At 65.6% G+C, this 12,189-nt stretch carries 13 protein-coding genes; 3 read left to right on the top strand and 10 right to left on the bottom strand.

The features are described 5' to 3' along the window. Positions 1–197: 197 nt before the first annotated feature. The 6 genes from F0Q45_RS20155 to F0Q45_RS20180 form a co-directional block, all read right to left on the bottom strand. Positions 198–674: an RICIN domain-containing protein gene (locus F0Q45_RS20155; RefSeq protein ID WP_149655630.1), complete on the bottom strand. Its 477-nt coding sequence runs from the start codon at positions 672–674 to the stop codon at positions 198–200. A 54-nt stretch (positions 675–728) separates the two neighbouring features. After that, a complete protein-coding gene (locus F0Q45_RS20160) occupies positions 729–1,412 on the bottom strand; it encodes a hypothetical protein (protein ID WP_188113045.1) in 684 nt (227 codons plus the stop codon). A gap of 24 nt (positions 1,413–1,436) precedes the next feature. Then, positions 1,437–1,907 carry a PH domain-containing protein gene (locus F0Q45_RS20165; RefSeq protein ID WP_149655631.1) on the bottom strand — a complete coding sequence of 157 codons (471 nt, stop codon included), beginning with the start codon at positions 1,905–1,907 and terminating at the stop codon, positions 1,437–1,439. Then, complete coding sequence (gene ribH / locus F0Q45_RS20170) at positions 1,904–2,386, bottom strand: 6,7-dimethyl-8-ribityllumazine synthase (protein ID WP_149655632.1); 483 nt, start codon at positions 2,384–2,386, stop codon at positions 1,904–1,906. The genes F0Q45_RS20165 and ribH overlap by 4 nt, the downstream gene beginning before the upstream one ends. A gap of 85 nt (positions 2,387–2,471) precedes the next feature. Continuing rightward, positions 2,472–3,749, bottom strand: a complete 1,278-nt coding sequence (locus tag F0Q45_RS20175; protein WP_149655633.1) for a bifunctional 3,4-dihydroxy-2-butanone-4-phosphate synthase/GTP cyclohydrolase II — start codon at positions 3,747–3,749, stop codon at positions 2,472–2,474. Positions 3,750–4,057: 308 nt separating this feature from the next. Continuing rightward, on the bottom strand, positions 4,058–4,669 hold the full coding sequence (locus F0Q45_RS20180; protein WP_149655634.1) for a riboflavin synthase: 612 nt from the start codon (positions 4,667–4,669) through the stop codon (positions 4,058–4,060). Positions 4,670–4,777: 108 nt separating this feature from the next. On the opposite strand from F0Q45_RS20180, the gene F0Q45_RS20185 reads away from it, so the two are divergent. Further along, the gene (locus F0Q45_RS20185; RefSeq protein WP_149655635.1) at positions 4,778–5,488 is read left to right on the top strand and encodes an LppX_LprAFG lipoprotein; all 711 of its coding nucleotides are present in this window, start codon (positions 4,778–4,780) and stop codon (positions 5,486–5,488) included. Next, entirely contained in the window at positions 5,488–7,041 is a 1,554-nt protein-coding gene (locus tag F0Q45_RS20190; RefSeq protein ID WP_149655636.1) for an MFS transporter, read from the top strand. Before F0Q45_RS20185 ends, F0Q45_RS20190 begins: the two co-directional genes overlap by 1 nt. 3 nt (positions 7,042–7,044) lie before the next feature. Here F0Q45_RS20190 and ribD read toward each other — a convergent pair whose 3' ends face one another. The 4 genes from ribD to fmt are packed head-to-tail and all read right to left on the bottom strand — an operon-like array spanning position 7,045 to position 11,149. Beyond that, positions 7,045–8,064 carry a bifunctional diaminohydroxyphosphoribosylaminopyrimidine deaminase/5-amino-6-(5-phosphoribosylamino)uracil reductase RibD gene (gene ribD, locus F0Q45_RS20195; protein ID WP_149655637.1) on the bottom strand — a complete coding sequence of 340 codons (1,020 nt, stop codon included), beginning with the start codon at positions 8,062–8,064 and terminating at the stop codon, positions 7,045–7,047. A 7-nt stretch (positions 8,065–8,071) separates the two neighbouring features. Beyond that, on the bottom strand, positions 8,072–8,770 hold the full coding sequence (gene rpe, locus F0Q45_RS20200; protein ID WP_149655642.1) for a ribulose-phosphate 3-epimerase: 699 nt from the start codon (positions 8,768–8,770) through the stop codon (positions 8,072–8,074). A 43-nt stretch (positions 8,771–8,813) separates the two neighbouring features. Continuing rightward, the gene (locus tag F0Q45_RS20205; RefSeq protein ID WP_149655638.1) at positions 8,814–10,214 is read right to left on the bottom strand and encodes an RsmB/NOP family class I SAM-dependent RNA methyltransferase; all 1,401 of its coding nucleotides are present in this window, start codon (positions 10,212–10,214) and stop codon (positions 8,814–8,816) included. Next, entirely contained in the window at positions 10,211–11,149 is a 939-nt protein-coding gene (gene fmt, locus F0Q45_RS20210) for a methionyl-tRNA formyltransferase (RefSeq protein WP_149655639.1), read from the bottom strand. The genes F0Q45_RS20205 and fmt overlap by 4 nt, the downstream gene beginning before the upstream one ends. Before the next feature lie 205 nt (positions 11,150–11,354). Between fmt and F0Q45_RS20215 the strand changes: the two genes are divergently transcribed. Continuing rightward, positions 11,355–12,179: a class I SAM-dependent methyltransferase gene (locus F0Q45_RS20215; RefSeq protein WP_149655640.1), complete on the top strand. Its 825-nt coding sequence runs from the start codon at positions 11,355–11,357 to the stop codon at positions 12,177–12,179. The last annotated feature ends 10 nt before the right edge of the window (positions 12,180–12,189 follow it).

Genomic DNA, 12,189 nt, shown 5'->3' on the forward strand with positions numbered 1-12,189 from the left:
ACTGTGCGTTGGTGGCGGGGCCCTTCGGCGTGTCGCCGCCATGCCGGCACGTTCGATCAGGTGAGCCGCCCAGGACGCGGGGCAACTCAGCCATCCCTTGACCCCCGACGAACTTACGAGCGAAGCCCGTAAGCCGAAAGTTGAGTGCTTAGTGACTTCACAGAGTGGCGCTTTGCCGAGTATCCCGGCAAGCGCGGTCAGGCAACGCTATCCCACTGCTGCTCAGGTGCGTCGGCATTGCACCAGCGGGTGGACACCCAAGTCCCAGGGCCCGGGCCGCCGATAACGGCAAGGCAGCCACCAAGATCATCCGGGACCTGGCCATTGGGCTGGATAGTCCAATGCTGGCTGATCCAGTTGGCACAGGGTTGCAGGTACGCCCACATACCCTCCCCCGGTTGATTCAGGCACTCCCCGGGGAAGGCCACACTCTCGATCTCTCGGTCAGGGTGGAGATTCCAGCGCTGGAAGTCTGACCCATTGCAGGGGTTGATCACCACCGGGCTCACCCAGCTCCCGGTCGGGGCGTCCAGGCAAAAATCACCTAATCGGCTCTTCAACTGGACCGGGCCGTCGGCTCGCGCCGGACTAGCGGCGAGCACCGCGACACCGATCACCGCTCCAGCTGCCACGCTGACCCGCCGCACACCGTCCATCAACCGCGATTCATCCATCTCCGCCTTCCGTCCGCTCGTCGTGTTCCACGTCACTCACCAATCCGGCCTACATCAGGCTCGGGTGTCCAATTGCGTCCTTCGTTGCGACGCCCACTCCGCCATAGCGAATCCGGACTGGAAATCACACGCTGACAAGACCAAAGCCACCCGCGAGACCACGGCCAACCCATAATCACAAGTCCAGCGCGGGCTGCTCATGGTCCATACCAGAACGCCGTCTGCCGGTATCGCGAAGTAACTGAGTCTCATCGGCGCGGATTTCCCGGATGGACTGACTCCGATGGCCTCACCGTGGCACTCTGAGACCGCGCGAAAGCCATTCCACACCACGTCGTGCACGTTCAGAGTGTTGGTGTAGACGTCGACCGACTCGGCGTAGAGCGGTTGTTCACCGTCGTTGTAGGCCGCCTCCGCGTGGTCCGACGAGCCCGCCGGCCGCAGTGGCGAGTCCTTCAACAGCAGCGCCGCCTTGCACTCAGCTGGCTCGGCGCTGGTGAAGTAGTTGTCTCCAACCAGAAACTGGGTCAACTGACCGAACGGAGCGCGGTCGCCGTCCTGCAGCAACAGCTCCCGCGCCGGCGCGGGCTTGACGGAGGTGGATGGCCCGGTCGGCTGGCCGGCAGCGCGGGTTGCGTGGCCGGCGACCGTTGTGGTGCAGCCGCACAGCGTGGCCACGACGGCGGCCAGCCCGGCGGCCCTCCAACCGCTGCCCTTACCGCGACCAACGCGTGCCATTGCGCGATCGTACGGGCAGTGCGCTCACAGTGCATGCTGGCCCGGTTGGTAGCGGACCAGCAGCGATCGCACGGTGTCCATGGCGGCCACCGCGCGTTCCTTATCCACGGCTTGAATCGCCAGCACCGGGATGTACTCGTCGTCGGGCAGGTCGACCTGCGCCCATCGGCTATCACCTGGAAACGACACACCGACCACATCTGTCCAAGGAATTAGTTTGTCGCCCAACACGTTACGCAATGAAAGACCGGCCGGGCCGACGCGTAGTCTCGGCCGCGTCAACAACAGCACGGCGCCGGCAAGAATCAGCCCCAGGGCGGCCATGGCCATCTGGTCGGCGGTCCGAAAGACCACCCCACTGGACCCGACCTTAAGCAGTAGACCCCCCGCGATGTGCGCCGCAATAATCAATAATGCTGCCACGTACGCAAATCGCGGCGTCCAATAGGGACGCAACACCACGTCCCAGCGATCTTGCCGCCGTTCTGCAGTCACGATTGAGCGCGTAGTTCACGCAGCGCCAGCGCGGTGGTCAGCGCCGCCGCGGTTGCCTGCGCGCCCTTGTCTTCGGCCGACGTCGGAAGCCCGGCCCGGTCGCGTGCCTGCTCTTCAGTGTTTGTGGTCAATACGCCGTTGGCGACCGGTGTGGAGGCGTCCAACGAAACGCGGGTCAGTCCCTGGGTTACCGCATCGCAAACGTAGTCGAAATGTGGTGTCTCGCCGCGGATTACCACACCCAGCGCCACGACCGCATCATGACTGCGGGCCAATTCCTGTGCCAGGACTGGAATCTCGATTGCCCCCAACACCCGCGCCACCGTCGGGTTGTCGATGCCGGACTCAGTGGCTACTTTGCGGGCGCCGGCTAGCAGCGCGTCACAGATCTCGGCGTGCCAGGTGCTGGCGACAATGGCCAGCCGAACACCAGATGCGTCTAGAGCCGGAATGTCCGGCACGCCGGCGCCACCGCTCATGCCCGCCACTCCTCTCCCCCACAAGCGGGTGGGGATAGCTCCCTTTGGGGGCGTGCCACCACCGGGTCGTCGCCTGCGCGACCGCTCACAAAGCACCGCCAAATTCGCCTGGGAGCGGGACGGATTCGTGGAAATCGTCCAATCCGCTGAGGTCATGGCCCATCCGGTCACGCTTCGTCATCAGGTAACGGATGTTGTCGGCGTTGGCCCGCACCGGCAGCGGTACCCGCTCGACAATGTGCAATCCGTAGCCATCCAGTCCGACCCGCTTAGCGGGGTTGTTGGTCAGGAGCCGCATCGACCGGACCCCGAGGTCGACCAGGATTTGCGCGCCGATCCCGTAGTCCCTGGCATCTGCCGGCAATCCGAGTTTGAGGTTGGCATCTACGGTGTCGGCGCCCGCATCCTGCAACTGGTAGGCCTGCAGCTTATGCATGAGACCGATGCCGCGGCCCTCATGGCCGCGCATGTAGAGCACCACGCCGCGCCCTTCCCGCGCGACCATCGCCATCGCGGCGTCCAGTTGCGGCCCACAGTCGCAGCGGCGGGATCCGAACACGTCACCGGTCAGGCACTCGGAGTGCACGCGGACCAACACGTCGTCGCCGTCGGCGTTGGGTCCGGCGATTTCACCACGGACCAGGGCGACATGTTCGACGTCCTCGTAGATGCTCGCGTAGCCGATGGCGCGGAACTCTCCGTGCCGCGTTGGGATACGGGCCTCGGCGATCCGCTCGATGTGTTTCTCATGCTTGCGGCGCCATTCGATCAGGTCGGCGATGGTGATCAGGGCCAGGTGGTGCTCATCGGCGAAGACCCGCAACTCGTCGGTCTGCGCCATCGCGCCTTCGTCCTTTTGGCTGACGATCTCACAGATCGCGCCCGCCGGTTGCAATCCCGCTAGCCGAGCGAGGTCCACGGCCGCCTCGGTGTGGCCGGGGCGGCGCAACACGCCGCCGTCCTTGGCCCGCAACGGGACGACGTGACCGGGCCGGCTGAAGTCCTCGGCGATAGCTGCCGGGTCAGCCAACAACCGCATGGTCGTAGCACGGTCGGAGGCCGATATTCCAGTGCCGACACCTTGCCGTGCATCGACGGTGACGGTGTAGGCGGTGCCGTGCTTGTCCTGGTTGACCGCATACATCGGCAACAGACCGAGCCGGTCGCAGACAGCGCCATCCAGCGGCACGCACAAGTATCCCGAGGTATAGCGGACCATGAAGGCCACCAGCTCCGGCGTGGCCTTCTCGGCGGCGAAGATCAGATCGCCTTCGTTCTCCCGGTCCTCGTCGTCAACGACGACGACGGCCTTTCCTGCCGCTATGTCGGCAACCGCGCGCTCGACGGAGTCAAACTTCGTCATTTTTGCTACCTTGCTGTCCGGCCGGCTCACGCGAGAAGTCCACGCGTTGCACTCAGTATGAACCACCGCGCCGCCTAATCTATCGTCCCTCATGATTGCCACAGCTAATTGACGGCTTCAGGGGTTTGGCTCAGCCACTCTTACCGCGGATGGCCGCTTTCGCCGGTTGATCAGTGTTGCGTCGCTGACGGCAGCGACGAAGTTGGTTGTCAAACGGACGCGTCGGAACCCTCGCGCAAACGTGGGCGCGGCAGTGGAAGCGCGACGTCGCCGGGGTGGTCGGTGCGCCAGCTGAACCTGGCACCGGGCTAGCGTGTCGGCGCGGTTTGCATCAACTTCTCGACATATTTGGCGATCACGTCTACTTCCAGGTTCACCCGAGTGCCAACCGGTGCCTGGCCCAACGTGGTCAGCTCCCGGGTCGTCGGAATCAGCGAGACCTCGAACCAGTCCCGGGGTTCGGTACCGAGCCCGGAGACCGTGAGCGAAATGCCGTCGACGGTGATGGACCCCTTCTCGACGATGTAGCGGGCCACAGTCGCAGGCACTTCGATCCGCACCACTTCCCAGTGCTGCGACGGCGTCCGGGCGACGATCTCGCCGGTCCCGTCCACATGCCCCTGCACAATGTGCCCACCCAGTCGACTGTTGATAGCCGCGGCTCGTTCCAAGTTGACCCGGCTGCCGGGCTGCAGCGCGCCAAGGTTGGACCGATTCAGCGTCTCTGCCATCACATCGGCAGTGAATTGGCCGTCGGGCAACACCTCGACGACCGTCAGGCAGACACCGTTGACGGCGATCGAATCGCCGTGGCCGGCATCGGCGGTGACAACGGGACCGCGGATGGTCAGACGCGCCGCGTCGGCCAGGGTGTTCCGTGCAGTCACGTCGCCAAGTTCCTCGACAATTCCGGTGAACATCGCACCAGGTTATTGGTCCCTGGCCAGCCAGTACAAACACGGTTGCGCAGCGACCAGCGCGCCCGGCATATCCCGAACCCGTCACTGCCACCCTCTACGATGCAGGGTATGACAAGCCCCAGACGTCACTGCCGTCTCTTCGCTGCTGTCGCCGCCCTGAGCATCGTTACCGCCTTGGTCGCGAGCTGCTCATCTGGCAAGAAGGACAGCGGCGGACCACTGCCCGACGCCACGACATTGTTAAACCAGGCAACCCAGCAGACCAAGCAAGTGAAAAGTGGGCATTTGGTCCTGACCGTCAACGGCAAGATCCCCGGACTGTCCCTCAAGACGCTGTCCGGTGATCTGACAACCAACCCCACTGCGGCAAAAGGAAACGTCAGGCTGACCCTCGGTGGGTCGGACATTGATGCCGACTTCGTGGTCTTCGACGGCATTCTGTACGCCACCCTCACCCCCAACAAGTGGAGCGACTTCGGGCCGGCTGCCGACATCTACGATCCGTCGCAGATCCTCAATCCCGATACTGGGCTGGCCAATGTGCTGGCCAACTTCAAGGACGCCAAGGCTGACGGACGCGACACCATCAACGGGCAGAGCACCATCCGGATCAGCGGAACAGTTACTGCCGAGGCGGTCAACCAAATCGCACCACCGTTTGCCGCCACCTCAGCGGTGCCGGGCACGGTGTGGATTCAGGAGACTGGCGATCACCAATTGGCGCAAGCCAAGTTGGACCGCGGATCAGGTAATTCCGTGCAGATGACGCTGTCGAATTGGGGCCAGCAGGTGCAGGTCACCAAGCCGCCGGTGAGCTGATGAGCAGGCGAACCGGTCGCGGAGTCGCGATCAGCGCGGGCAGCCTCGCGGTCCTGCTGGGGGCCCTCGACACCTATGTCGTGGTCACCATCATGCGCGACATCATGAACAGCGTCGGTATCCCGGTTAACCAACTGCAGCGGATCACCCCGATCGTCACCTGGTATCTGCTGGGTTATATCGCCGCGATGCCGCTGCTGGGCCGGGCCTCCGATCGGTTTGGCCGCAAGCTGATGTTGCAGGCCAGCCTGTTCGGATTCGCGGCCGGATCGGTTGTCACCGCGCTGGCCGGGCACTTCGGCAGCTTTGATATGTTGCTCGCTGGCCGCGCAACCCAGGGTGTCGCCAGCGGCGCGCTGCTGCCGATCACCCTGGCGCTGGGTGCCGACCTGTGGGCGCAGCGAAACCGAGCGGGTGTGCTCGGCGGCATCGGCGCCGCGCAGGAACTCGGCAGCGTGTTGGGTCCGCTATACGGAATTTTCATCGTCTGGTTGCTCAACGATTGGCGGGACGTCTTCTGGATCAATGTCCCACTGACGGCTATTGCCATGGTGATGATCCATTTCAGCCTGCCCTCACGCGACCCCGACGCCGAGCATGAGAAGGTCGATCTGGTCGGCGGTCTACTGCTGGCGGTCGCACTCGGCCTCGCCGTCTATGGGCTGTACAACCCCAATCCCGACGGAAAACAAGTGTTGCCGGCCAACGGGCTGCCGCTGCTCATCGGTGCGATCGTCGCGACGGTCGCGTTCTTCAGCTGGGAGCGGTTCGCGCGGACCCGGCTGATCGAGCCGGCCGGAGTTCGCTTCCGGCCGTTCCTGGCCGCTCTGGGTTCTTCGATCACCGCAGGCGCCGCGCTGATGGTGACGCTGGTCAACGTAGAGTTGTTCGGCCAGGGCGTGCTTGGACTGGATCAAAACCAGGCGGCCGGAATGCTGCTGTGGTTCCTCATCGGACTGCCGATCGGCGCAATGACGGGCGGATGGATCGCCACCCGGGTCGGCGACCGTGCGGTGACGTTCGCGGGGATGCTGATCGCCGCTGGCGGTTACCTGCTGATCTCACATTGGCGAGAAGACCTGGCCACCGATCAGCACAACATCTTCGGACTGTTCACAGTGCCCGCAATGCACGCCGACCTGCTGGTGGCCGGCCTGGGGCTGGGACTGGTGATCGGGCCGCTGTCGTCGGCAACGCTGCGGGTGGTGCCGTCGGCCCAGCATGGCATCGCGTCAGCAGCGGTGGTCGTGGCCCGCATGACCGGGATGCTGATCGGGGTGGCCGCCCTCACCGCCTGGGGCTTGTACCGGTTTAACCAGATCCTGGCTGGTCTGTCGGCGGCCGTTCCGCCCGACGCCACCCTGATCGAACGGGCGGCAGCGATCGGAGCCCAGTACCAGAAGGCTTTCGCGCTGATGTACGGCGAGATATTCACGGTCACGGCGATAGTGTGCGTGGTCGGAGCGCTGTTGGGTCTGCTGATCAGTGGACGCAAGGAACACGCCGAAGAGCCAAAACTCGTACAGCAGCAGGCCGTTGCGCCCGGGCGCTGACGGTTAACGCGGGACCAGGCTGAGCAATAAATCGGGTCCCACCTGCTCGACGCCGTCGAACTGCCAGCGCAACGCGTGCGCGATGCTGGACACTCCCACGTCATCAACCGCGGTGACCGGGCCGCCCAGCAGCATGGGCGCGACGTAGGCGAGGATGCGGTTAATTGCGCCGGCGCGCAGGAACGCACCGGCGAGGGTGGGACCGCCCTCCAGCAGGACGTCGGTGCGGTCGGCGAGCGCTCTGAGTACCTCGACGGGTTCGTGGGTGCGGATCACCATGGTGCGCGAATCGTCGTTGAGAACTTTCGCGTCTGGGGGAATGTCACGTTTGCCCACCACGACACGCAGCGGTTGTTGCCCGACCAGCGAACCGTCCGGCAACCGGGCGGTCAGAGCTGGGTCGTCGGTCAGGACGGTGCCGGTGCCGACCACAATCGCATCGGCAATGGCACGCCGGCGATGCAGATCGGCGCGGGCGGCCTCGCTGGAAATCCACTGGCTGGTACCGTCGGCGGCTGCACTGCGGCCGTCGACGCTGGTGGCGTACTTCCATGTCACATGCGGAAACCCGGTGCGTTGTTTGTGCAGCCACTCGCGGAGCGGTCCGGCGGCCACGTGGTCGGCCAGAATGCCGGATCGCACTTGTACGCCGGCTGCCGACAGCCGACCCGCGCCGCCGCCGGCGATCCCGTTGGGGTCAGCGACGCCGTAAATTACGGTGCCCACTCTGGCTTCTATCAGGGCATTAACGCAGGGCGGAGTTTTGCCGTAGTGGTTACACGGCTCCATGGTGACCACCGCGATAGCGCCAGCTGCTAAGCCGCCGGCCCGGCGCAGCGCGACCACCTCTGCGTGGTCGCCGCCAGTAGGCTCGGTACCGCCGACGCCGACCACCTTGCCTTCGGAGTCCACAATGACCGCACCGACCGGCGGGTTCGGATACGTGGTGCCCTTGACCAGGTAGGACTGCTCGATGGCCAGGCGCATCGCCTCATCGATACTCTTGACCTGTTCGACGGTCATCGGCTGCTCACCGGTGACGATGGGGTGACGCGGCACCGGCCTGTCGCCGTAGTACCTCTATCGCAGCAGCCGGATTGTCGGCGCCGTATACCGCTGATCCGGCGACAAAGCAGTCGACACCGGCCTCGGCTGCCTGCTCGATAGTGTCGCCGTTGACACCGCCATCGATCTCGATGAGGATCTTCAACTCACCAGCGTCGACCATTTTGCGCACTATACGCACTTTGCTCAGCACATCCGGTATGAACTTCTGGCCGCCAAAGCCCGGCTCGACCGACATGATGAGCAAAGTATCGAAGTACGCCAGGATCTCGAGATACGGGTCCAGCGGCGTACCCGGCTTCACGCTGATCCCAGCTTTGGCGCCCGCGGCCCGAATATCGCGCGCCACCCCGACCGGATCATCAGTGGCTTCGGCGTGGAAGGTGACGTTGTGGGCGCCCGCTTCAGCGTAGGGCGGAGCCCAGCGGTCCGGGTTCTCGATCATCAGATGGCAATCCATCGGGATACCGCTGACCGCCAACAGGCTTTCCACCACGGGCAAGCCAATCGTTAAATTCGGCACGAAGTGTCCGTCCATCACGTCGACATGCAACCAATCGGCGCCGTGCACCGCGGCTGCTGCATCAGCGAGCCGGGCGAAATCTGCGGCCAGAATTGACGGCGCGATCATCGGCCCCCGCGTACAGCGCGACATGAGCGACAGACTACTGAGCCGGCCAGCACGGCGCGCATCGAGCATCGGCAAGTCACATGCGCCGCCGCAGCGCCGCGGCGAACATGGCGTCGGTGCCGTGTCGGTGTGGCCACAACTGAACGTAAGGTCCGTCGCCGAGTCCCTCGATGACGGGTTCGAACAGCGGCCGGGTGTCCAGGGCCTGCACCGGATACCGGCGCAGCGCAGCAGCGACCACCCCGACAGTTTCGGCCAGATGCGGCGAACACGTCGCGTAGAGCAGCACACCACCCGGGCGGGTCAGGGCAATCGCGGCAGCCAGCAACTCACGCTGCAATTTCGCCAAAGCGGGCACATCGGCCGGCACCCGCCGCCAGCGCGCCTCCGGACGACGCCGCAAAGCGCCCAACCCGGTGCACGGAACGTCCACCAACACCCGATCAAAACCAGGGGCAAGCCCGGTACGCCGGCCGTCGACCCGCAACACCTCGACCGGCAGCCCGCGGGTATTGACGACGACCAGCTCAGTTCGATGCGGAGATGGTTCCACCGCGGTAACCCGAGCCCCCGATGCGACGCCCAACGCCGCCAGCAGCGCGGTCTTGCCGCCCGGACCGGCGCATAGGTCGAGCCAGCGTCCGCAGTCGTCGTCGACCCGGGCCAGGGTTAGCGCCCGGGCCACCAACTGGCTGCCCTCGTCTTGCACCAGGGCGTGACCGTCGCGCACCGGCGCCAGCTGCGCGGGGTCGCCGCCGCGCAGATACACCGCGTACGGGGAGTACCGACCGACCGTGCCGCCCACTGCATCGGCCAGGGCGGCGGCGGTCCAAACCCCGGGGCGAGCCGCCAAGTGCACCTGTGGCCGTTCGTCGTCGCTAGCCAGCACCGCGTCGAGCTCTCCGGCGGCCGCGCCCAGTGCGTCGGCGAAGGCCTGAGCGACCCAGCGCGGGTGGGAGCGGACGAAGGCGGTGTGCCCGATAGGGTCGCTGTGCGGGTCGGGAGCCAGCTCGGCTACCCAGCTTCGCTCATCTCGAGCAGCGATGGCTCGCAGTACGCCGTTGACGAAACCCGCTCGCGCCGAGTCGAATTCGACGCCAGCCTGTTCGACGGTGGTGGACACCGCGGCATGCGCCTCAACCCGGGTGCGCAGCAGTTGATAGGTGCCCAGCCGCAGCAAGTCAAGCAGGACCGGGTCGATCGCCTCCGGCGCGCGTCCGGCGGCCGAGCCGATGATCGTGTCGAGCAGACCCCTGGTGCGGCACGTGCCGTAAGTCAACTCGGTGGCAAAGGCAGCGTCACGGCCGGTGATGCCGCGTTGTCGTAACAGCGCGGGTAGCACCAGGTTCGCGTAAGCGTTGCGCTCACTCACCGCGCGTAACGCATCGAATGCCGCAGCGCGCGCCGGATCGAGCGGCCGGCGCCGGGGACCTGGTCGCCGGCTGTGCCCGCCGGGCCGGTGCGGCGGTGAAGTCATGACGCCCGGGTGCCGGGATCCAGCCGAGCGCCCCGCGCCCAGTCGGCAGCATCCATGAATTTTTTGCCCGGCGGCTGAATGTCGCCCAGCCGTACCGGTTGGGAGCCGGTCCCGACCCACACGTGTCTGCGGTCGACGTGAATGGCGCCGGGCAGCAACGGTTCTGGCGGTTGCGGAGTGGCATCCAGCTGCACCGGCCCCAGCTTGACCCGCACGTCACCAACGAGCGTCCAGGCACCCGGGTTCGGAGTGACGGCCCGGATTCGGCGCTCGACGACAACTGCCGGCAGGTCCCAGCGCACCCGAGCCTGCTCTACGGTGATTTTCGGCGCCAGGCTGGCCCCTTCAGCCGGTTGCGGTCGCGGCGTCAGCGTCTGGTCGGCGATGCCGTCCATCGTGGCGCACAGCAGCGCCGCCCCCGAAACAGCGAGCCGCTCGAGCAGCGCACCCGCGGTGTCGGTGGGCCGGATAGTCTCGGTGACCACCCCGTAGACGGGTCCTGAGTCCAGGCTGGGCTCGATCTGGAACGTCGTGGCCCCAGTCACGGAGTCCCCGGCAGCGATCGCGGCCTGCACCGGCGCCGCGCCGCGCCAAGCCGGCAGCAGCGAAAAGTGCAAGTTGACCCAGCCGCGCGGCGGAACCGAGAGCAACGCCTCCCGCAGCAGCGCCCCGTAGGCCACCACCGCGCAACACTCGGGTTCGAGCGCTGACAATTCAGCCACGAATTCCGGCGAGTTAGGCCGAGCCGGCCGTAACAGCGGGATGCCGCGATCGAGCGCCTCGCGGGCCACCGGCGACGGTTCGGGCTTGCCCCGCCGCCCGGAGGCGGCATCGGGCCGGGTCAGCACCGAGATCACGTCGTGACGGCGCGATTCGATGAGGCCACGCAGCGCGGGCAGCGCAGTTTCGGGAGTACCGGCGAAAACGATGCGCACCGCAATAGTCTAGGAAGAGTCTAGGAAGCCCAACGGACGTGTCACGCGTCACAATCAGCCCGCTCGATTCTCAGCCAGTTATAATGTTTCTGCTGCATACTGTTTTCGGTGGCTATATTTTTGCGCATCCGCAGCTATTGTCCTACCCCTCCGACGACGATGTCGAAGTAACCTAGCCCTTTCCCGTCCTTCTCGAGGAGCTCTGATGACTATCGACACACCCATCCGCGACGACGCTACGCTCGCGGCGACGCACCGGGCGATGTGGGCACTTGGCGACTACGCCCTGATGGCCGAAGAGGTGATGGCCCCACTCGGCCCAATCCTGGTCGCCGCGACGGGCATTGGGCCGGGGGTGCGGGTGCTTGACGTCGCGGCCGGTTCCGGCAACATTTCGCTTCCGGCAGCCCAGGCGGGTGCCACTGTGGTATCCACCGATCTGACACCGGAGCTGCTGCAACGGTCTCAGGCGCGCGCCGCCAAACAGGGACTGACCCTGCAATATCAGGAAGCCAACGCGCAGGCCTTGCCGTTTGGCGACGGCGAATTCGACATCGTCATGTCGGCGATCGGCGTGATGTTCGCTCCAGACCACCAGTGCTCGGCCGACGAGCTGGTCCGGGTCTGCAAGCCAGGCGGGACCATCGGCGTGATCAGCTGGACCCCGGAAGGGTTTTTTGGCCGGATGCTGGCCGCCATCCGGCCATACCGGCCCAGCATGTCGGCGGCGTTGCCCCCGTCAGCGCTGTGGGGCCGGGAAAACTACTTCCGGGGACTGCTGGGCGATCGAGTCACCGATGTCACGACTCGACGCGAACCGCTCAAGGTGACGCGTTTCAAGACCCCGCAAGATGTCCACGACTACTTCAAGGCCCACTACGGCCCGACCATCGAGGCGTACGCCAACATTGGCGCGAACCAGGTTCTGGCCGCCGAACTCGACTCACAGCTGGTTGAGCTGGCCGCGGAATACCTCACGGATGGCGTCATGGACTGGGAGGTCTTGGTCGGCACCGCCGTGAAGAGCTGAGTCGGCTGCG

Source organism: Mycobacterium simiae, from assembly GCF_008370645.1.
In the GTDB taxonomy this organism is placed as follows: domain Bacteria; phylum Actinomycetota; class Actinomycetes; order Mycobacteriales; family Mycobacteriaceae; genus Mycobacterium; species Mycobacterium simiae_A.

Coding starts and splice junctions, on each gene's coding strand:
- F0Q45_RS20155 (WP_149655630.1), bottom strand. CDS start 674: ATGGATGAATCGCGGTTGATGGACGGTGTGCGGCGGGTCAGCGTGGCA.
- F0Q45_RS20160 (WP_188113045.1), bottom strand. CDS start 1,412: ATGGCACGCGTTGGTCGCGGTAAGGGCAGCGGTTGGAGGGCCGCCGGG.
- ribH (WP_149655632.1), bottom strand. CDS start 2,386: ATGAGCGGTGGCGCCGGCGTGCCGGACATTCCGGCTCTAGACGCATCT.
- F0Q45_RS20175 (WP_149655633.1), bottom strand. CDS start 3,749: ATGACGAAGTTTGACTCCGTCGAGCGCGCGGTTGCCGACATAGCGGCA.
- F0Q45_RS20180 (WP_149655634.1), bottom strand. CDS start 4,669: ATGTTCACCGGAATTGTCGAGGAACTTGGCGACGTGACTGCACGGAAC.
- F0Q45_RS20185 (WP_149655635.1), top strand. CDS start 4,778: ATGACAAGCCCCAGACGTCACTGCCGTCTCTTCGCTGCTGTCGCCGCC.
- F0Q45_RS20190 (WP_149655636.1), top strand. CDS start 5,488: ATGAGCAGGCGAACCGGTCGCGGAGTCGCGATCAGCGCGGGCAGCCTC.
- ribD (WP_149655637.1), bottom strand. CDS start 8,064: ATGACCGTCGAACAGGTCAAGAGTATCGATGAGGCGATGCGCCTGGCC.
- F0Q45_RS20205 (WP_149655638.1), bottom strand. CDS start 10,214: ATGACTTCACCGCCGCACCGGCCCGGCGGGCACAGCCGGCGACCAGGT.
- F0Q45_RS20215 (WP_149655640.1), top strand. CDS start 11,355: ATGACTATCGACACACCCATCCGCGACGACGCTACGCTCGCGGCGACG.